18 protein-coding genes are annotated in these 17,827 nt (G+C 54.6%); 4 read left to right on the top strand and 14 right to left on the bottom strand.

Translation table 11 applies throughout. From position 1 onward, the window contains the following. Nucleotides 1-236: 236 nt before the first annotated feature. The 13 genes from ACZYUB_RS14775 to glyA all read right to left on the bottom strand — a co-directional run bounded on the left by ACZYUB_RS14775 (nucleotide 237) and on the right by glyA (nucleotide 13,465). Entirely contained in the window at nucleotides 237-1,172 is a 936-nt protein-coding gene (locus tag ACZYUB_RS14775; protein WP_463949018.1) for an ABC transporter permease, read from the bottom strand. A gap of 2 nt (nucleotides 1,173-1,174) precedes the next feature. Continuing rightward, nucleotides 1,175-2,152 carry an ABC transporter permease gene (locus tag ACZYUB_RS14770; RefSeq protein ID WP_463949017.1) on the bottom strand — a complete coding sequence of 326 codons (978 nt, stop codon included), beginning with the start codon at nucleotides 2,150-2,152 and terminating at the stop codon, nucleotides 1,175-1,177. A gap of 139 nt (nucleotides 2,153-2,291) precedes the next feature. Continuing rightward, a complete protein-coding gene (locus ACZYUB_RS14765; RefSeq protein WP_463949016.1) occupies nucleotides 2,292-3,848 on the bottom strand; it encodes an ABC transporter substrate-binding protein in 1,557 nt (518 codons plus the stop codon). Between the two features lie 47 nt (nucleotides 3,849-3,895). Next, nucleotides 3,896-5,617, bottom strand: a complete 1,722-nt coding sequence (locus tag ACZYUB_RS14760; protein ID WP_463949015.1) for a dipeptide ABC transporter ATP-binding protein — start codon at nucleotides 5,615-5,617, stop codon at nucleotides 3,896-3,898. Between the two features lie 426 nt (nucleotides 5,618-6,043). Next, the gene (locus ACZYUB_RS14755) at nucleotides 6,044-6,532 is read right to left on the bottom strand and encodes a phosphatidylglycerophosphatase A family protein (RefSeq protein WP_463949014.1); all 489 of its coding nucleotides are present in this window, start codon (nucleotides 6,530-6,532) and stop codon (nucleotides 6,044-6,046) included. 16 nt (nucleotides 6,533-6,548) lie between these two features. Further along, nucleotides 6,549-7,517, bottom strand: a complete 969-nt coding sequence (thiL, locus tag ACZYUB_RS14750; protein ID WP_463949013.1) for a thiamine-phosphate kinase — start codon at nucleotides 7,515-7,517, stop codon at nucleotides 6,549-6,551. A gap of 125 nt (nucleotides 7,518-7,642) precedes the next feature. After that, nucleotides 7,643-8,059, bottom strand: coding sequence for a transcription antitermination factor NusB (gene nusB / locus ACZYUB_RS14745; RefSeq protein WP_463949012.1), 417 nt, complete (start codon nucleotides 8,057-8,059; stop codon nucleotides 7,643-7,645). Between the two features lie 13 nt (nucleotides 8,060-8,072). Continuing rightward, entirely contained in the window at nucleotides 8,073-8,543 is a 471-nt protein-coding gene (gene ribH / locus ACZYUB_RS14740; protein WP_460884003.1) for a 6,7-dimethyl-8-ribityllumazine synthase, read from the bottom strand. Nucleotides 8,544-8,671: 128 nt separating this feature from the next. Continuing rightward, nucleotides 8,672-9,781 carry a bifunctional 3,4-dihydroxy-2-butanone-4-phosphate synthase/GTP cyclohydrolase II gene (gene ribBA / locus ACZYUB_RS14735; RefSeq protein WP_463949011.1) on the bottom strand — a complete coding sequence of 370 codons (1,110 nt, stop codon included), beginning with the start codon at nucleotides 9,779-9,781 and terminating at the stop codon, nucleotides 8,672-8,674. A 29-nt stretch (nucleotides 9,782-9,810) separates the two neighbouring features. Then, the gene (locus ACZYUB_RS14730) at nucleotides 9,811-10,473 is read right to left on the bottom strand and encodes a riboflavin synthase (protein ID WP_463949010.1); all 663 of its coding nucleotides are present in this window, start codon (nucleotides 10,471-10,473) and stop codon (nucleotides 9,811-9,813) included. Between the two features lie 2 nt (nucleotides 10,474-10,475). Continuing rightward, nucleotides 10,476-11,573 carry a bifunctional diaminohydroxyphosphoribosylaminopyrimidine deaminase/5-amino-6-(5-phosphoribosylamino)uracil reductase RibD gene (gene ribD / locus ACZYUB_RS14725; protein ID WP_463949061.1) on the bottom strand — a complete coding sequence of 366 codons (1,098 nt, stop codon included), beginning with the start codon at nucleotides 11,571-11,573 and terminating at the stop codon, nucleotides 10,476-10,478. Nucleotides 11,574-11,618: 45 nt separating this feature from the next. Then, a complete protein-coding gene (gene nrdR / locus ACZYUB_RS14720; protein ID WP_460884000.1) occupies nucleotides 11,619-12,068 on the bottom strand; it encodes a transcriptional regulator NrdR in 450 nt (149 codons plus the stop codon). Nucleotides 12,069-12,211: 143 nt separating this feature from the next. Then, nucleotides 12,212-13,465 carry a serine hydroxymethyltransferase gene (glyA, locus tag ACZYUB_RS14715; protein WP_463949009.1) on the bottom strand — a complete coding sequence of 418 codons (1,254 nt, stop codon included), beginning with the start codon at nucleotides 13,463-13,465 and terminating at the stop codon, nucleotides 12,212-12,214. A 318-nt stretch (nucleotides 13,466-13,783) separates the two neighbouring features. On the opposite strand from glyA, the gene aroQ reads away from it, so the two are divergent. The 4 genes from aroQ (at nucleotide 13,784) to ACZYUB_RS14695 (ending at nucleotide 16,812) form a co-directional block, all read left to right on the top strand. Then, the gene (gene aroQ, locus ACZYUB_RS14710; protein ID WP_463949008.1) at nucleotides 13,784-14,239 is read left to right on the top strand and encodes a type II 3-dehydroquinate dehydratase; all 456 of its coding nucleotides are present in this window, start codon (nucleotides 13,784-13,786) and stop codon (nucleotides 14,237-14,239) included. A 29-nt stretch (nucleotides 14,240-14,268) separates the two neighbouring features. After that, nucleotides 14,269-14,721, top strand: coding sequence for an acetyl-CoA carboxylase biotin carboxyl carrier protein (gene accB / locus ACZYUB_RS14705; protein ID WP_463949060.1), 453 nt, complete (start codon nucleotides 14,269-14,271; stop codon nucleotides 14,719-14,721). A gap of 13 nt (nucleotides 14,722-14,734) precedes the next feature. After that, nucleotides 14,735-16,075, top strand: a complete 1,341-nt coding sequence (gene accC, locus ACZYUB_RS14700; protein WP_463949007.1) for an acetyl-CoA carboxylase biotin carboxylase subunit — start codon at nucleotides 14,735-14,737, stop codon at nucleotides 16,073-16,075. Between the two features lie 131 nt (nucleotides 16,076-16,206). Continuing rightward, entirely contained in the window at nucleotides 16,207-16,812 is a 606-nt protein-coding gene (locus tag ACZYUB_RS14695; protein ID WP_463949006.1) for an HD domain-containing protein, read from the top strand. A gap of 7 nt (nucleotides 16,813-16,819) precedes the next feature. On the opposite strand, the gene xerD is transcribed toward ACZYUB_RS14695, so the two are convergent. After that, nucleotides 16,820-17,704, bottom strand: coding sequence for a site-specific tyrosine recombinase XerD (gene xerD / locus ACZYUB_RS14690; protein ID WP_463949005.1), 885 nt, complete (start codon nucleotides 17,702-17,704; stop codon nucleotides 16,820-16,822). Nucleotides 17,705-17,827: the final 123 nt, after the last annotated feature.

The following is a 17,827-nucleotide window of genomic DNA, read 5'->3' as shown; positions in this document are numbered from 1 at the left end:
TAGCAGGCCGATAAGCAGCACTGCAGGGGCAACTTATGCCGTTTGTATAGCAGCTATCACCTCGCATACCGACATCCGCAGGAGGATCCTCCAGCCTGTCACGGTTGGACAAAAAGCAGGCAGCATAATGCTGCGAATTTGCAACGTTGACGATGAGAATGAAAGTTTTCCCGCAGCCAATAAAAAAACGGCGGAGCTTCAGCTCCGCCGTTATCAGTTGTACAACCGGCTAGTCATTAACCCTTATAGATCTTCGGGTTGAACACATCCCGCAACCAATCCCCCAGCAGGTTGATGACCAGCACCAGCAGCACCAGGCACAAGCCCGGGAATGCGGTGATCCACCAGGAGCCGGAGAACATGTAGTTAAAGCCGATGCTGATGAGCGAACCCAGCGACGGTTTATCCACCGGCATCCCCAACCCGAGGAAGGAGAGCGCCGCTTCCGACATGATGGCGTTCGCCACCTGCACGGTAGAAATTACCAGGATCGGCGACAGGCAGTTGGGCAGGATATGCCGGAACATGATGCGTGGCGCCTTGAAGCCCATGACGCGCGCCGCCTCCACATACTCTTTTTTCTTCTCGGCCAGCACCGAGGCACGGATGGTCCGGGCGTATTGCGGCCACTCGGAAATCCCGATAATCACCACCAGCATCAAAATGGCATATTGGGAGTAGAACTCGCCGCCCAGCGCAGCCTGGAAGATCGCCGAGACGATGATCGCCACCATCATGGTCGAGAACGAGAGCTGCACATCGGCAAAACGCATCAACAAGTTATCGATCCGTCCGCCAGCATAACCGGCAATCAGACCGATCACGATCCCCAACACCAGTTGCAGCCCTACCGCAAACAGACCAATGGTCAGGGAAACCCGTGAGCCATACAGCATGGTGCTCAGAATATCGCGGCCCTGGTTATCGGTACCCAGCAGGAAACGTTCATCCCCACCCTCCAGCCAGGAGGGGGGTAATTCGGCATCCATGATGTCATAGGTTGCCTGATCATAGGGATCATGGGGAGAAATCAGCGGTGCCATCAAGGCCAGCAACACATAGCTGACAAACACGGCCATGCAGAACATGGCCACCTTGTCTTTCAGAAAGAAATAGACCAAATCGGACTGACGGAAGCGGTCCCAACGGCTGAGAGTTTGTAGTTGGCTCATGTTCAGGCTCCCTTGCCAGTCAGGTTGACGGTCGGATTGATCACGCCGTACAGCAGATCGACGAAGGTATTGGTTACCACAAACACCAGCCCCACAAAGATGACATAGGCGGTGATCAAGGGGGTATCGACCCGGTTGATCGCCTCAAGGAACAGAAAGCCGGTACCCGGCCACTGGAACACAGTCTCGGTCAAAATGGTGTAGGCCACCATGGTCCCGATCTGCACACCGCCGACGGTAATCACCGGCAGCATGGTATTTTTCAAGGCATGCTGATACCACACCTTCTTTTTGTCGAGCCCCTTGGCCCAAGCAAATTTCACATATTCAGAGCTCAGTACTTCCAGCATTTCGGAACGCACCAGCCGGATAAACAATGGCAACATGATGGATGACAAGGCCACCGAAGGGAGGATCAGATGCTGAATACCGTCCCAGGTGAAGAAGCCGGAATCCCACCCCAGCAGGTTCAGGGTTTCACCTCGGCCATAGGAGGGCAGCCAACCCAACTGCACCGAGAACACATACATCAACAAGATCGCGGTCAGGAACACCGGCACAGAAATACCTATGATGCTGGCACCCATGATGCACTTGGTCAGGATGCTACGAGGATGGATGGCGGAATAAACCCCAAGCGGGATAGACAGCACGACGATGATCAGTGAGGCGCCGAACACCAACTCCAGCGTCGCAACCAGTTTGGAGAGAATGACTTCCAATGCCGGTTTCTTGAAAATGAAGGAAGTCCCCCAATCGCCATGAACGACACCCTTGAGGAAGCGACCGTACTTCACCATGAAGGGGTCGTGTAATCCCAGTTTGACGCGCAAGGCTTCGCGTTGGGCTTCAGAGACACTCTGCCCCACCATTTCGCGTAAGGGATCACCCAAGTTATCCTGAATGGCAAACGCCACCAGGCTGATGACAAACATGACAACCACGGCTTGCAGCAGCCGCTTGACCAAAAACGTAAACATGCAGGGGTATCCTTGCAACCACACGTCATCGACAGGCGATGAACTATTAAACAAACGATAATAACGGCGCGTCCCACGCCCCACCAAAGGCGGGGAGCAGGACGGCCGTAGCATTACGCCTGGGGACTAACCCCGGGTATTACTCTTTGACTTTCAGATCGCCGTAGTACGGGAAGTCATTGCTGTTGACGATCGGCTTGATATCCAGCGCGGTCTTGGAAGCCCACGCCAGGTTCTGCCAATGGATGGGCAGGATAGCGGCATCATCAGCCAGGATCTTCTCGATCTGTTGCAGCTGGGCAGTACGCTTGGCGACATCCACTTCAGCATTGGAAGCAGCAATCAGCTTATCCACTTCCGCATTGGAGTAACCGCCGCAGTTGTATTGACCCTTACCAGTCTTGTCATCACGAGTCTGCACCAGGTATTCGAAGTAGTTACCGGAGTCCTGGGTATCAGACTGCCAACCGATCATCTGCATGTCGCTAGCGCACTTGTCAAACTCTGGCCAGTACTGAGCCTTCGGCATAGTCTTCAGCTCAACCTTGATGTTGATCTTGGAGAGCATGGCGGCGACGGCCTGAGAGATCTTGGCATCGTTGATGTAACGGTTGTTGGTGGAGATCATGGTGATCTTGAAGCCCTTCTCATAGCCAGCATCCTTCATCAGTTGCTTGGCCTTAGCCAGATCGAAGGCCGGAGTCAGGGAATCAACATGGCCCAGGTAACCAGCCGGGCTCAATTGGCCAGCCGGAGTCGCGAAGCCTTTCATGATCTTCTCGACGATACCTGGCTGATTGACCGCGTAGTTCACCGCTTGACGCACACGCTTGTCAGCAAATGCCGGTTGAGTCTTCTGGTTCATTTCGAAGATCACGGTCCGGTTGCTCGGCTCGGTCACCAGCTGGATATTGGCCGCCTTCTTGACACGATCCTGGTCGTTCGGAGCCACAGGCGCGATCATATCGACGTCACCGGACAGCAGTGCGGCAACCCGAGTCGCGTCTTCCTTGATCGGTACAACCTTCAGCTTCTGGACGTTACCTGGAGAGGCCTTGTCCCAGTAGTCAGCATTGCGTTCCAGCTCCAGCTTGACGCCTTGCTCACGGGTTACCACCTTGAACGGACCAGTCCCGGAGACGTGGGTTGCGGCATAGGTGCCAGCAGCCTTGACGATTTCAGCCTTGTCCTTACCATCTTCGGTAGTACCGGTGTAGAACTTGGAGTCCATCGGGAAGATGTAGGTGGCGTTTTGCAGCGCCAGCGGATATGGCACCTTGGCCACCAGATCCACAGTGAAGTCATCAACCTTCTTCAGACCTTCATAGACTTCGAACAAGCCCTTGTAGTCTTCAGACTTCATGATGCGGTTATAGGTCCAGATGACATCATCAGCGGTGAACGGGTTGCCAGAATGGAACTTGACACCCTTGCGCAGATGGAAACGCACTGTCTTGGCATCCAGTTGTTCCCAGCTTTCCGCCAGACGCGCTTCAAACTTCATATCCTTGGTCAAACGCACCAGCGGATCATAGGACATATGGGCAAACTGCAGGATACCACCTGACAGTTGCTCATAGACGTCCAGAGATTCCGGATCCGCATCCAGAGCCACAGTGACATTAGCGGCATACAGGTTGAAGCTCACGCCTGCAGCAAACAGCGCGGCTGCGATCTTGGTAAATCCTTTCTTCATTGCTTACTCCGTGTAGCTGTTGTTGTTGTTTGGTTCCGGTTACGGACTCAGCCTGCGATCTGCAGACCGTCGCGACTCATCCCCTTGAACTCCGGCATCAGGGAAATCAACTTACGGCTGTACTCATGGTGTGGCGCCGTAAACAGTTGCTCGGTCGGGGCGACCTCCAGCAGGGCCCCTTTCTGCATCACGCCAATGCGATCGCACATCTGGCGGATGACGGGTAAATCGTGGCTGATGAACAGCATGGTCAACTTCAGCTCATCCTGCAGATCCTTGAGCAGATTCAGGATCTGTGCCTGAACCGACACATCGAGTGCCGAGGTCGGCTCATCACAGATGAGCAAGCGGGGACGCGTCGCCAAAGCCCGGGCAATCGAAATCCGCTGGCGCTGGCCACCGGAAAACTCATGGGGGTACTTCAACGCAGCCAGACGCCCCAGACCGACATGATCCAGTAAATCGGCAACGATTTGTGCAATCTGCTGCTCACTTTCCGCCAGCTTATGGAAACGGATGGGCTCGGCGATGATGTCACCGACCTTCATCCGGGGATTCATGGATGAGTAGGGATTCTGGAATACCATCTGCATCTGGCGACGTAATGGCCGACGCTCTTTTTCGCTCTTCAGCGCCGTCAGGTCGATATCTTCGAAGATGATCTTGCCTTCGTTAGGCGGATATAGACCGGCAATCACCCGGGCAATCGTCGACTTGCCGGAGCCGGATTCACCGACCAGGCCAAAGGTCTCGCCTTCCTGGATCTCGAAGCTGACATGATTATTCGCCTGCACATATTGGCGGCGAGACTCGAAGAACGAGTCTTTGGTCACGAATTTCAGGCTGACATCTTCGACCCGCAGCAAAGCCCCCTGATGCGCCCGCTGTACCATGGCCTGTCCCAGCCAGTGATTCTTCAGATCCAGCGGCTGGCTCTCGCCCGCTTCTTCGATGTAGCTGACCAAAGGGAAACGGACCAGCTTGATATCCGAGCGCGGAACCGCCGCAATCAGACTCTTGGTATAGGGATGTTCCGGTTCACCCAGTACTTTGGCGGTAGGTCCAATCTCCATCAGATCGCCGCGGTACATCACAGCCACGCGATCGGTAACATTCGACACCACACCCATGTCATGAGTGACGAGCATGCAGCCGACTTGGCGCTCTTTGCACAGGGTTTTGATCAGTTCGAGGATCTGATCCTGAATTGACACATCCAGCGCGGTAGTCGGCTCATCGGCAATGATGAACTCGGGATCCCCTGACAAGGCGATGGCTATAACCACCCGCTGACGCATACCACCGGAGAACTGGTGGGGATACTGCTTGATACGGATTTCCGGCTGCGGAATTCCGACCGAGGCCATCAGCTCGATGGCTCGCGCCACGGCCGCCGCGCCTCGCAGCTCGGTATTGGCTTCGATGGTCTCGACTAACTGGCGTTCCACGGTGAACAGGGGATTCAACGAGGTCATCGGATCCTGAAAGATGAAACCGATATGGGCGCCACGGACCTTGCGCATCTCTTCCGGTGTTAGGCCGGAGATTTTTTTACCATTGAGATAGACATCACCCCGGGCAATACGACCCGGAGGGCTCAGCAGATCGATAATAGCGTTGCCAATGGTGGACTTACCGGCACCTGACTCCCCGACCACACCCAGGATTTCTCCCTTTTCGATGGTAAAGGAGAGATCCTTGACCGCGGCCATCACGCCACGGCGGGACGGATACTCGATCCGCAGGTTCCTGACTTCAAGCAAGGACATGACACAACCTCGACAGGGCTTGCACCCTGAATCTTTTACTTCCGATTTATACCTTCGGACCGCGTGGCCAAAGGCGGTTTATTCTTAAGTTTTGTAAGCAAACTGACGTAAGTTACTTCGTTTATTATGCTGTGTAAATCGGGTATACGCAGATAGATATGCAACTTATCACTATGCTTATCCATCTTTTAAGAATATTAAGCTAGTAAAAATCCACACCAGCAACAGATGAAACGCCAATCAGGTCTTCAGCTGAATAATTGTTTCAGCAAAACCGCCACAGAGCAGTAAAAGCCGCTATTTTCACGAATAGACTCAGATGGTCACGTTTCGCAACTTATCCGTCACAATCCCGATTTGTTGCTATTTTGCATGGCGAAATCAGGCAACAGACGAGATAACGTCTGCTGCTCTGATCGGCAGCCATTAGAGCGGAAGCACGAAATGTGCCAAAACTTGCAGAGTTAAACAGGCGAAGATCCCGGCCACTATGTCATCGAGCATGATACCCAGACCGCCTTTGACCTGACGATCAAACCAGCGAATAGGCCAGGGCTTGAGGATGTCGAAAAAACGGAATAACAAGAAGCCAACTCCGATCCAGAGCCAGCCACTGGGGGCCAGCAGCATGGTGATACCAAAGCCCATGAATTCATCCCAAACGATGCCGCCATGATCTTCCATGCTGATCGCCCGGGTCGCCGACTCACAAATCCAGACACCGGCGATGCAGCCCACCAATAGCAAAGCACTGTAGGCCCAGAGTGGCCACTCCATGACCAACAGATAGAAGGGAATGGCCGCCAGGGTACCGAAAGTACCGGGAGCCTTGGGTGAGAGACCGGAGCCGAATCCGGTCGCTAACCAATGCAGCGGATTGCGCCACGACAAACGCTTGAGTTCAGGTTTGATCATCTCATCTCCTTGAGTTTTATACGGTAGAGGCCTGGAAGTGATCCCAGCCCTGCAGCGTCAAAAGCCGGGGCTGACCCTGTTCCAGCCACTGGATCTGTGGCTCACCGGCCACAATACGCCCAATCTCGGTCACGGTAACCGATGCGGCTTGCAAGGCCAACAGCAAAGCACCTCGGTGGGCTTCCGGCAGGGTGAAACAGAGCTCGTAGTCATCGCCACCCGCCAGTGCCAATTGCCAGGCCTGAGCTGCCGGTAATCCCTCCAGTGCGGGCGACAACGGCAACTGACTGAGCTCGATCTGGGCGCCAACGCCGGAAGCCACAAGGATATGCTGCAGATCCGAACTCAAACCATCCGAGATGTCCAGGCAACTGCTAGCCAGATTGCGCAGGGCCATACCGGCCAGGATGCGTGGCTGCGGTTGCTCGAGTTTTTGCATCAAACCCGGCAATGCATCAGGCGCCACCTGAAGCTTGCCCAGACAATGCTGCAGGGCCAGAGCCCCATCCCCCAGGGTGCCGGTGACAAACACTGCATCACCCGGCAGGGCACCATTTCGGCGCAAGGCGCACTGTTCTGGCACAACCCCCTTGATCGAGACCGTCATCGATAGCGGCCCTCGGGTCATGTCGCCACCGATCAATTCGACATTGTAGAAGTCGGCCAACGCCAGAAACCCTTCGGCAAATGCCGCCACCCAGGACTCGTTCACCTCGGGTAAGGTCAGTGCCAATGAGACCCAACGCGGCTCGGCCCCCATGGCAGCCAGATCCGAAAGGTTCACGGCCAATGCTTTGTGCCCCAGTTTGCGGGGATCCATATCGGCAAAGAAGTGGACTCCCGCCACCAGCGTGTCGGTACTGACGGCCAATAAGGTATCGGCTGGCACACTCAGCAGGGCGCAATCATCACCGGATCCTACGACCACATCTTTACGGCGCACCGGACGCTGAAAATAGCGCCGGATCAATTCAAATTCACCCATGTCACACCTCGCGCTATGGCTAACTCCCTTAGCGACACCCCATGGCTGGCATCCAGTGCCAAAACAGTTCTAAAAAAAAGCCAGCTTACGCTGGCTTGAGGCAATCAGAATGAAACGGCTCGAGCTTACTTGCCCAACCCCTGATCCTTGATCACCTTGTCGAGTACGCCATTGACGAACTTGTGGCTATCTTCGGCAGCGAATGCCTTGGCCAGCTCAATGCCTTCGTTGATGACCACGCGATAAGGAACGTCCTTGCGATACAGCAACTCGAAAGTCGCCAGACGCAGGATCGCCTTATCCACCAAATCCAGATCCTCAAGCTTGCGCGACAGGAATGGTGAAAAAGTGGTGTCCAGCTTGCTCAGGTTACCAGCCACGCCAAATAACAGTTCACGGAAGTAGCCGAGATCGACACCTTTCATGTCCTGATCCAGCTTGAACTGCTCTTCGATATCAGCCACGTTGTCCTGGGTCATCTGCCATTGGTAGATGGCCTGGACGGCAAAATGGCGGGCCTTGCGGCGTTCAGACGGTTTCAATCTCTTACTCCTTTCAGACGCCCAGATTTTTCAGGACGTTGATCATTTCCAGTGCGCTCAGTGCCGCCTCTGCACCCTTGTTACCCGCCTTGGTACCTGCGCGCTGGATAGCTTGTTCAACATTGTCAGTAGTCAGCACACCGAAAGCGACTGGAATTTCATATTCCAGCATGACCTGCGCCATACCCTTGCTGTTCTCATTGGCCACCAGCTCGAAGTGGTAGGTATCACCACGGATCACACAACCGAGCGCTATGATGGCATCGACGTTGCCGCTCTTGGCCAGCTTTTTCACCGCCAATGGAATTTCCACGGCACCAGGAACCCGCACCAGGGTAATTTGTTCGTCCGGGACCAGCCCCTGACGCTTGAGCACGTCCAGCGCACCATCAACCAGATTCTCGTTGATGAAGCTGTTGAAGCGAGCCACCACAATGGCCACGCGAGCCTCGGGCGCAGCAATGTTTCCTTCGATGACCTTCATGGGAAATCCTATTATGCGGGGTGAAAAGTGCGCGTATTCTAGCACAACCAAGCTGTGACAAAAGCCCGGTTCTGTGACTTGCCGCCTTGACCTCGCTGCAATACCGGGTCAAGACGGCATGATAGACCTTACTCGGAGATATATTCGACTACTTCCAGGCCGAAGCCGGAGAGGGCGTGATAGCGTTTCTGGCCACTGAGTAGCCGCATCTTGGTGACACCCAACGACTTGAGGATCTGCGAGCCCACACCAACCCGGCGCGAAGCTTCCTGACGTTTGTGTTGCAATTGCTGCTCACCGCGGTCAATTGCCGCAAACTGCTGCACACGAGCCAGCAACTCATTCTGCCCGCCTTCATTGCCTAGGATCACCAGCACGCCCCCTTCATTGGCAACCCGTTGCATCGCCTCATGAATTGGCCAGCTGCGCGGCGCATGGCGGTCAGTCAGAAGTACATCACTGAAATAATCGTGCAGATGGACCCGCACCAGCGGCGCAGCCGCGCCATTGAGCTCACCCTTGCACAGCGCAAAATGCAACTGGCTGTCGATGGTGTCACGGAAGGTGACCAGCTCGAACACGCCGTATTCGGTTGGTAACTGGCAACGCGCCACCTCTTCCACAGTGGTTTCATGCTGGTTGCGATACTCGATCAGATCGGCAATGGTGCCCAGCTTGATACCGTGTTCGGCGGCGAATTTTTCCAGATCCGGTCGCCGCGCCATGGTGCCATCCTCATTGAGGATCTCGACGATAACCGCGGCAGGCTCAAATCCTGCCAGACGAGCCAGATCGCAACCGGCTTCGGTATGACCGGCACGGGTCAGCACCCCGCCTTCCTGCGCCATCAATGGAAAGATATGACCGGGTTGTACTACATCATTGGCCGTCGCCTCAGGCGCAACCGCGGCTAATACGGTCCGAGCCCGATCCGCGGCCGAGATACCCGTCGAGACCCCTTCGGCAGCCTCGATGCTCACCGTAAAGTTAGTTGAAAACTGGGCACCGTTATTACCCACCATCAGAGGCAGATTCAGTCGCTGGCAACGGGCCTTGGTCAGCGTCAGGCAGATGAGGCCTCGACCGAAACGCGCCATAAAGTTGATATCTTCCGGACGCACCATGGAAGCTGGCATGATGAGATCGCCTTCATTTTCCCGATCCTCATCATCCATCAGGATCACCATCTTGCCCTGACGAAACTCTTCAATGATCTCTGCGGTGGTACTCAATGCCATCTCGATGTTCCTTACTCTTGATTGTCGGCTTAACGCATAAAGCCATTTTCCGCCAGCATCGCCAGGGTGACGCCGGATGCAGGGGTCGCGTCTGCGGCTTTATCACCCAGCACCAAACGCTCCAGATAACGGGCGATCACATCCACTTCCAGGTTGACCCGACTCCCGACCTTCCACTCACCAACCGTGGTCTCACCACTGGTATGGGGAACTATGGTCAGACGAAACCGGGCACCTTCCACACTATTGACCGTCAGGCTGATGCCGTCCACCGTAATGGAGCCCTTCTCGGCTATATAGCGGGCCAGCTCGCTAGGAGCTTCAACCCAATACTCCATGGCTCGCCCCAATGGCTTGATTGCCACGATTTTTCCCACGCCATCAACATGCCCCGACACTAGATGCCCACCCAGGCGACTGGTCGGCATCAAGGCCTTTTCCAGATTCACGCGCTGCCCGGGCTGATAATCGGCAAATCCGGTACGGGCTATGGTTTCGCCCGACACATCGGCGATATAGCCATCACCGGGAAGTTGCACGACGGTGAGACAGACACCATTGGTAGCAATCGAATCACCCAGTTTCACATCGCGCAGATCCAGCTTGCCACTGCGTACCCGCACCGACACATCCGAGCCCTTGGACGCCATCGCGACGATCGTGCCGACGGCCTCAATAATTCCGGTAAACATGATTACTCCTCCCGCCTGCGCGGTTGCAACGTCAAGCGCAGATCATCACCGATCTGGCATGCTTCACGCAGAGAAAATAGTGGCGCTTGCGCCAGGGATTCGAGCTCAGGTAGAGCCAGCAGTCCTTGCGCACTCTCACCCAACACTTTGGGTGCCAGGTAGAGGATCAACTCGTCCACCAACTGTTGGGATACCAGGGCTCCGGCCAATTGTCGGCCCGCTTCCACCCAAATCTCGTTGATGCCACGCGCGCCCAATTCGCCCAGTAACGCATGCAAGTCCAGCTTGCCGCTCTCGGCCAGTGGCAGCAGCAGTTGCTCGGTCTCTTCAGGCCAAATGCCTTCCGCTTGATGGCGCGCCAACCACACAGGACCAGACAGAGAAAACAGTTTGGCATCCGGCTGCAAGCGCTGGCGAGAATCCACCACCACACGAACCGGTTGACGCAACGCGCCTTGGGGATATTCAGCCTGGATCTCGCTCGGCAATTCATGCCAGCGCACATTCAAAGATGGATTATCCAGCAACACAGTATCAGCGCCACTCAGGATCGCACTGCTGCGCGCGCGCCATACTTGCACATCGGCGCGAGCATCGGGACCGGTGATCCACTGGCTCTGCCCGTTAGCCAATGCTGTACGACCGTCGAGGCTGGCCGCCAGTTTCACTCGTACCCAGGGCAATCCGGTTTGCATGCGTTTGATAAAGCCGGGATTCAGTGCCTTGGCTTCGGCCTCGCGCACGCCGCACAGCACCTCGATGCCCGCAGTACGCAGTATCTCCAGCCCGCGGCCGGCAACCAGCGGATTGGGATCCATCATCGCCACCACAACACGCCGAACTCCCGCTTCGACCAGAGCCAAGGCACAGGGTGGCGTGCGGCCGTAGTGAGAACAAGGCTCCAGTGTCACGTAGGCGGTAGCACCCCGCGTTTGCTCACCCGCAGCCCGTAGTGCGTGCACTTCGGCATGAGGCTCACCGGCTTTTTGATGCCAACCCTCGCCAACCAGCTCGCCGTCTCGAATCAGCACGCAGCCAACATTCGGATTCGGTGTTGTCGTGAAACGACCGCGAGCTGCCAATGCCAGAGCACGATCCATCCACATGAAATCGGATGACGTAACCGCTAACTCTTGTGTCACCGCTTAAGTCTCCAGACGGGCGATCTCTTCGCCAAACTCACGGATATCCTCAAAACTGCGATAGACAGAGGCAAAGCGAATGTACGCGACCTTATCCAGCCCTTTGAGCTCTTCCATCACCAGATTACCGATAAACTTGGCATCAACTTCACGCTCCCCCGTAGCCCGCAGCTGGGACTTGATACGGTTAACGCTCTCCTCGACGGCTTCCATGCTGACCGGACGCTTTTCCAGAGCACGCTGAATGCCGCCGCGCAACTTGTCTTCGTTGAATGGTTCACGGCTACCATTGCTCTTGATGACGCGAGGCATCACCAGCTCGGCACTCTCAAAGGTGGTAAATCGCTCATGACATTCGACACACTCACGACGACGACGAACCTGGTGCCCTTCGGCCACCAGACGGGAATCAATCACCTTGGTCTCATCAGCGCTACAGAACGGGCAGTGCATGAAGCTTGTCTCCGGCGAGGAACAGGATCCGCAGTGTAACAGACGCGCTACCTGCTATTGAACCTTCAGTGCCACAACGGCGAGCTGAGGACGAAAAAAAGAGCCGCGTCTGCGGCTCTTTCGATAAGGGAGCTGTATAGCAATCAGGCGTAGACAGGCAAACGCTTACAGATCGCCAATACCTTCTCGCGAGTATCGGCCAGAACCTTCTCGTCGGTGTGGTGATCCAGCACATCACAGATCCAACCAGCCAGCTCGGTAGCATCCGCTTGGGTGAAACCGCGGCGGGTAATGGAAGGTGAACCAATCCGGATACCGGAAGTGACAAACGGGGAACGCGGATCATTCGGCACCGAGTTCTTGTTCACGGTAATATTGGCCTTGCCCAGAGCAGCATCCGCATCTTTACCAGTCAATTCCTTGTCGGTCAGATCGATCAGGAACAGATGGTTCTCGGTACCGCCGGAGACAATCTTGTAACCGCGAGCCTTGATCACCTCGACCATCGCCTTGGCGTTTTTGACCACTTGCTGTTGGTAGGCCTTGAATTCAGGCTCCATCGCTTCCTTGAACGCCACCGCCTTACCGGCAATCACGTGCATCAACGGGCCGCCTTGGCCACCCGGGAATACCGCAGAATTCAGCTTCTTGTAGAGCTCTTCATCATTCTCGGCAGACAGGATCAAACCACCACGCGGACCGGCCAGGGTCTTGTGAGTGGTTGACGTCACCACATGGGCATGAGGAACCGGATTCGGATAGACACCAGCGGCAACCAGACCGGCAACGTGGGCCATATCGACGAACAGGTAAGCACCGATCTTGTCGGCAATCTCACGCAGTTTGGCCCAATCCACAATACCGGAGTAGGCAGAGAAACCACCGATAATCATCTTCGGCTTGTTTTCAACCGCCAGGCGCTCGAGCTCGACATAGTCGATCTTGCCTGCGTCATCGATGCCGTAAGGAATGATGTTATACAGTTTGCCGGAGAAATTGACCGGTGAACCGTGAGTCAGGTGACCACCATGGGCCAGATTCATACCTAAAACGGTATCGCCCGGTTGCAGCAACGCCATGTAAACCGCGCTGTTAGCCTGGGAGCCGGAGTGCGGTTGAACGTTTGCGTAGGTGGCACCAAAGAGTTCCTTGGCACGCTCAATAGCCAGAGTCTCGACCACGTCAACGTACTCGCAACCACCATAGTAACGCTTACCGGGATAGCCTTCGGCGTACTTGTTGGTCAACTGTGAACCCTGAGCCTGCATAACGCGCGGGCTAGTGTAGTTCTCGGAGGCAATCAACTCGATGTGCTCTTCCTGGCGCACGGTTTCATCGGTGATGGCCGCCCACAGTGCGGGATCGTAATCGGCAATGTTCATGTCACGCTTCAGCATCCATATCTCCTGACTCTGCGTAATGATTTGGGGGGTTGGTCACATTCTACCTTGCCGTCAGGCGACTGGATAGCACAGGATAATAACAATTGAGCTAAAAACGAGCTGGAATGCAGGGCACTGCGCACCTGATTTGTGCACTTTGTAATCATGTTGTGGTGATTAGACCAGTAAAGTGCTGCCAATTTTCACGAAATCACTATAATTGGCGAGTTTGGCTTGAAGGCCGACGCAAGAAAGCATACAAAACGCACAGTAATGCGTGAACTGCGCGGCTAGCCTAACGATAGCTGCATGATTGCCGAGGATAAGCTCACAATGGCCACAAAAGAACGGATCCTGCTCCTGAATGGCCCCAACCTGAATTTGTTGGGCAAGCGGGAGCCGGGCATCTACGGTTCAGCCACTCTCGACGATATCGTGACCCACCTGTCGCGATTGGCGGATGAACACGCGATCACACTGACCCATCTGCAGTCCAATGCCGAATTTGAATTGGTGAACGCCATTCATGCCGCCATGGGCCAGGTGGATTTCATTCTGATCAATCCGGCGGCCTTCACTCATACCAGCGTGGCACTGCGTGATGCCCTGCTGGGAGTTGCGATCCCGTTTATCGAGATCCACCTTTCCAACGTCCATGCTCGTGAGCCGTTCCGTCATCACTCCTATTTGTCCGATGTGGCTAAGGGCGTGATTTGCGGTCTGGGAGCGGATGGTTACGAATTTGCTTTACTAGCGGCTGTGCGCCACCTGCGCCGGTCAATCATTTAACTGCTAGAGAAGTTGAACAGAGAATGCAAATGGATATCCGTAAAATCAAAAAACTGATCGAACTGGTAGAAGAATCCGGAATTACCGAGCTGGAAATCACCGAAGGTGAAGAGTCCGTTCGCATCAGTCGCGGTGGCCTGGTCGCACAAGCCGCGCCGATGGCTTATGCCGCACCACAAGCGCCGGCAGCACCAGCGGCTGCAGCCCCTGCTGCAACAGCCGCAGCTCCTGCAGCCGCCGAACTGAGCGGACACATTCTACGCTCCCCGATGGTTGGCGCTTTTTACCGCTCATCTGGTCCCGATGCAGCTCCATTCGTTGAAGTGGGTCAGCAAGTCAAAGTCGGGGATGCTCTGTGCATCGTGGAAGCGATGAAAATGATGAACCAGATCCAGTCAGATAAAGCCGGCGTGATCAAACGCATCCTGGTTGAAAACGGCGATACCGTTGAGTTCGATCAACCGATGTTCATCATCGAATAAGGGGCGTCTGACCATGTTGGACAAAGTAGTCATCGCCAATCGCGGTGAAATTGCGCTTCGCATCCTGCGCGCGTGTAAAGAGCTCGGCATCAAGACAGTCGCGGTACACTCCACGGCGGATCGGGATCTCAAGCACGTCAAGCTGGCCGATGAAACGATTTGTATTGGTCGTGCTTCGGCAAAAGAATCCTACCTCAATGTGCCATCACTGATCGCCGCAGCCGAGGTGACAGGTGCTGTGGCCATTCATCCTGGCTACGGGTTTCTTTCCGAGAATGCGGATTTCGCCGAACAGGTTGAAAAATCCGGTTTTATCTTTGTCGGACCGAAAGCTGAAACTATCCGTCTGATGGGTGATAAGGTCTCGGCTATCAATGCCATGAAAAAAGCCGGGGTTCCTTGCGTCCCGGGCTCTGGCGGCCCGATTGGTGACGATACCAAGGAGAATGCCAGCATTGCCAAGCGCATCGGCTATCCGGTGATCATCAAAGCAGCGGGTGGTGGCGGTGGCCGCGGTATGCGTGTCGTTCGTTCAGAATCCGAATTGGTTAACTCTATCGCGTTGACCAAGTCCGAGGCAGGCCAGTTCTTTAACAATGACATGGTCTACATGGAAAAATACCTCGAGAATCCACGGCATATCGAAATTCAGGTTCTCGCCGATGGTCAGGGGAATGCCATTTATCTGGGTGAACGCGACTGCTCTATGCAACGTCGCCATCAGAAGGTTGTAGAAGAAGCTCCGGCCCCGGGAATTACCGAGGAAATGCGTCAGTTCATCGGTGCCCGCTGCGTACGAGCCTGCATCGAGATTGGCTATCGTGGCGCTGGCACCTTCGAATTCCTGTATGAAAATGGTGAATTTTATTTCATCGAGATGAATACCCGGATCCAGGTTGAACATCCGGTAACCGAAATGGTGACCGGGATAGACCTGATCAAGGAACAGCTGAAGATTGCTGCCGGCCAACCGCTGACCATCAAGCAGGAAGATATCCGCTTGAAGGGGCACGCTATCGAATGCCGTATCAATGCTGAAGATCCGCAAACATTCCTGCCAGCCCCTGGCAAGATTGAGTGGTTCCATGCGCCGGGTGGTTTAGGCGTCCGTTGGGATTCGCATATTTACAGTGGTTATACAGTCCCCCCCTACTACGACTCTATGATCGGCAAGCTGATCTGCTACGGCGATTCGCGCGACACGGCGATTGCCCGTATGCGACAAGCGCTGGATGAGATCGTGGTCGAAGGTATCAAGACCAATATTCCGCTGCAAAAAGAGATCATGCGGGACGAGAATTTTGCACTGGGTGGTACCAATATCCACTATTTGCACAAAAAACTCGGGCTCTGATCCTGACATCACGTAATCGGAAAAGGCCGCTGCTGCGGCCTTTTTATTGCGCGATAACCGGGTATGCAGAATAGCGGAATAATCAGGAGCAACGACATTCCTGAATGGACGAATAGCTAGAGGGAAAAATAATGACGGTCAACACCTGGCGCCAGCAATTGCGTGACTACATCCGCCAACATGCAAAACCCGCTGACAAATTCAGCCATCAACCTCGCCTTTACTCGCTGGCTTGTTCCTTGGCCTCAGGTTACGAAGTGGATGATGACATTCTATTTGCCGCATGCTGGCTACATGATCTGGGGGTTTTCGTCGGTCATCGCCCCGAAGACCTCCAGGCGTTGGCCAAATGGGACAACGTGGCATATGCGATTACCCAAGCTCCCACATTACTCAAAAGCTGGGGATTTCCCGTAGACAAGATCACCGCAGTCCAGGAGGCTATCCAACAGCATCATCCACAAGCAAGGCCGACCAACATAGAAGCGATCTTGCTGCATGATGCCGACATTCTGGAGCTGATTGGCGCAGTCGGACTGCTAAGAGCTATCAGCAAAGTAGGGCGGGATAGCCGATTCACCACCTTCCATGATGTGCTTCCGGTCTTGGAGCGGTATCTGCAATTTGAATCCGATTTATTGACGGAACCAGCTCGGGAACTGGCACAACCTCGACTAGCTCTAGTCCGACAATTTATCATGCAAGCAAAGGCGGAAAGTCAGGGCATGCAACTTTGAAAATGTATTATGACCGCGGATGAAACTCAGCATGCATTGATTTAAGACGCTCACTAGCAACATGGGTGTAAATTTGTGTGGTGGAAAGATCGGCATGTCCCAACAACATCTGCACCACGCGCAAATCGGCTCCATGGTTGAGCAGGTGGGTGGCAAACGCATGGCGTAATGTGTGAGGCGACAGCTCGACAGCAATCTGAGCTCGAGATGCATACAACTTGATCCGGTGCCAAAAAGTCTGTCGTGTCATTTGTTGAGCGCGACTGGAAGGGAAAAGAATATCTGAAGTCTGGGAGCCGAGAAGGACACCACGTGCCTCGCGCAAATAGACACTGATCCAATACATCGCTTCTTCCCCCATGGGGACCAAGCGCTCTTTATTCCCTTTACCCAAAATCCTTACCACCCCCTGCCGCAGACTAACATTTTCCATTGTCAAACCAACCAGCTCAGATACCCGCAACCCGGTCGCATATAACAGTTCCAGCATGGCCTTGTCGCGCAATTCCAGTTCAACAGCCACATCAGGTTCAGATAGTAGGGCCTCGACTTGGTGCTCGCTGAGATCCTTGGGTAATCGCTTAGGCAGCTTCGGCGTGAGTAACAAAGCAGTGGGATCGTCATCCCGCAATTGTTCACGAATCAAATATTGGAAAAAGCGGCGCAGGGCAGATAACAAACGGGCCGTAGAGGTAGCTTTAAAACCACGTTCCAGTCGCCAGGCAATATAGTCATGTAAAACATCGCCTTGTAAGGTCAGCAAAGAGTCTCCTCGATTATCCAACCAACTAGAAAATTTCTCCAAATCTGAGCGGTATGCGCCCAGCGTATGTTCCGCCAAACCGCGCTCTAGCCAGAGAGTATCGAGAAATTGGTCAATCAATCCATTCATCCGAAATTACCCAAGGCCAACATATCCACGCGCGTATTATGCGGATAAACCGAGAACAAATGAAACCAGGGAGAGTAATGAAACCAGAGGGGATAACCAACAAGGGATGCCGTTAAATCGTTC

It is taken from the genome of Pseudaeromonas sp. HNCC25DJ182 (genome assembly GCF_055413365.1).
Note: the sequence above shows the minus strand (reverse complement) of the source record. Positions and strands in the feature narration are given on the sequence as shown.

Coding starts and splice junctions, on each gene's coding strand:
- ACZYUB_RS14775 (WP_463949018.1), bottom strand. CDS start 1,172: ATGAGCCAACTACAAACTCTCAGCCGTTGGGACCGCTTCCGTCAGTCC.
- ACZYUB_RS14770 (WP_463949017.1), bottom strand. CDS start 2,152: ATGTTTACGTTTTTGGTCAAGCGGCTGCTGCAAGCCGTGGTTGTCATG.
- ACZYUB_RS14765 (WP_463949016.1), bottom strand. CDS start 3,848: ATGAAGAAAGGATTTACCAAGATCGCAGCCGCGCTGTTTGCTGCAGGC.
- ACZYUB_RS14760 (WP_463949015.1), bottom strand. CDS start 5,617: ATGTCCTTGCTTGAAGTCAGGAACCTGCGGATCGAGTATCCGTCCCGC.
- ACZYUB_RS14755 (WP_463949014.1), bottom strand. CDS start 6,532: ATGATCAAACCTGAACTCAAGCGTTTGTCGTGGCGCAATCCGCTGCAT.
- thiL (WP_463949013.1), bottom strand. CDS start 7,517: ATGGGTGAATTTGAATTGATCCGGCGCTATTTTCAGCGTCCGGTGCGC.
- ribH (WP_460884003.1), bottom strand. CDS start 8,543: ATGAAGGTCATCGAAGGAAACATTGCTGCGCCCGAGGCTCGCGTGGCC.
- ribBA (WP_463949011.1), bottom strand. CDS start 9,781: ATGGCATTGAGTACCACCGCAGAGATCATTGAAGAGTTTCGTCAGGGC.
- ACZYUB_RS14730 (WP_463949010.1), bottom strand. CDS start 10,473: ATGTTTACCGGAATTATTGAGGCCGTCGGCACGATCGTCGCGATGGCG.
- ribD (WP_463949061.1), bottom strand. CDS start 11,573: ATGGATCGTGCTCTGGCATTGGCAGCTCGCGGTCGTTTCACGACAACA.
- nrdR (WP_460884000.1), bottom strand. CDS start 12,068: ATGCACTGCCCGTTCTGTAGCGCTGATGAGACCAAGGTGATTGATTCC.
- glyA (WP_463949009.1), bottom strand. CDS start 13,465: ATGCTGAAGCGTGACATGAACATTGCCGATTACGATCCCGCACTGTGG.
- aroQ (WP_463949008.1), top strand. CDS start 13,784: ATGGCCACAAAAGAACGGATCCTGCTCCTGAATGGCCCCAACCTGAAT.
- accB (WP_463949060.1), top strand. CDS start 14,269: ATGGATATCCGTAAAATCAAAAAACTGATCGAACTGGTAGAAGAATCC.
- accC (WP_463949007.1), top strand. CDS start 14,735: ATGTTGGACAAAGTAGTCATCGCCAATCGCGGTGAAATTGCGCTTCGC.
- ACZYUB_RS14695 (WP_463949006.1), top strand. CDS start 16,207: ATGACGGTCAACACCTGGCGCCAGCAATTGCGTGACTACATCCGCCAA.
- xerD (WP_463949005.1), bottom strand. CDS start 17,704: ATGAATGGATTGATTGACCAATTTCTCGATACTCTCTGGCTAGAGCGC.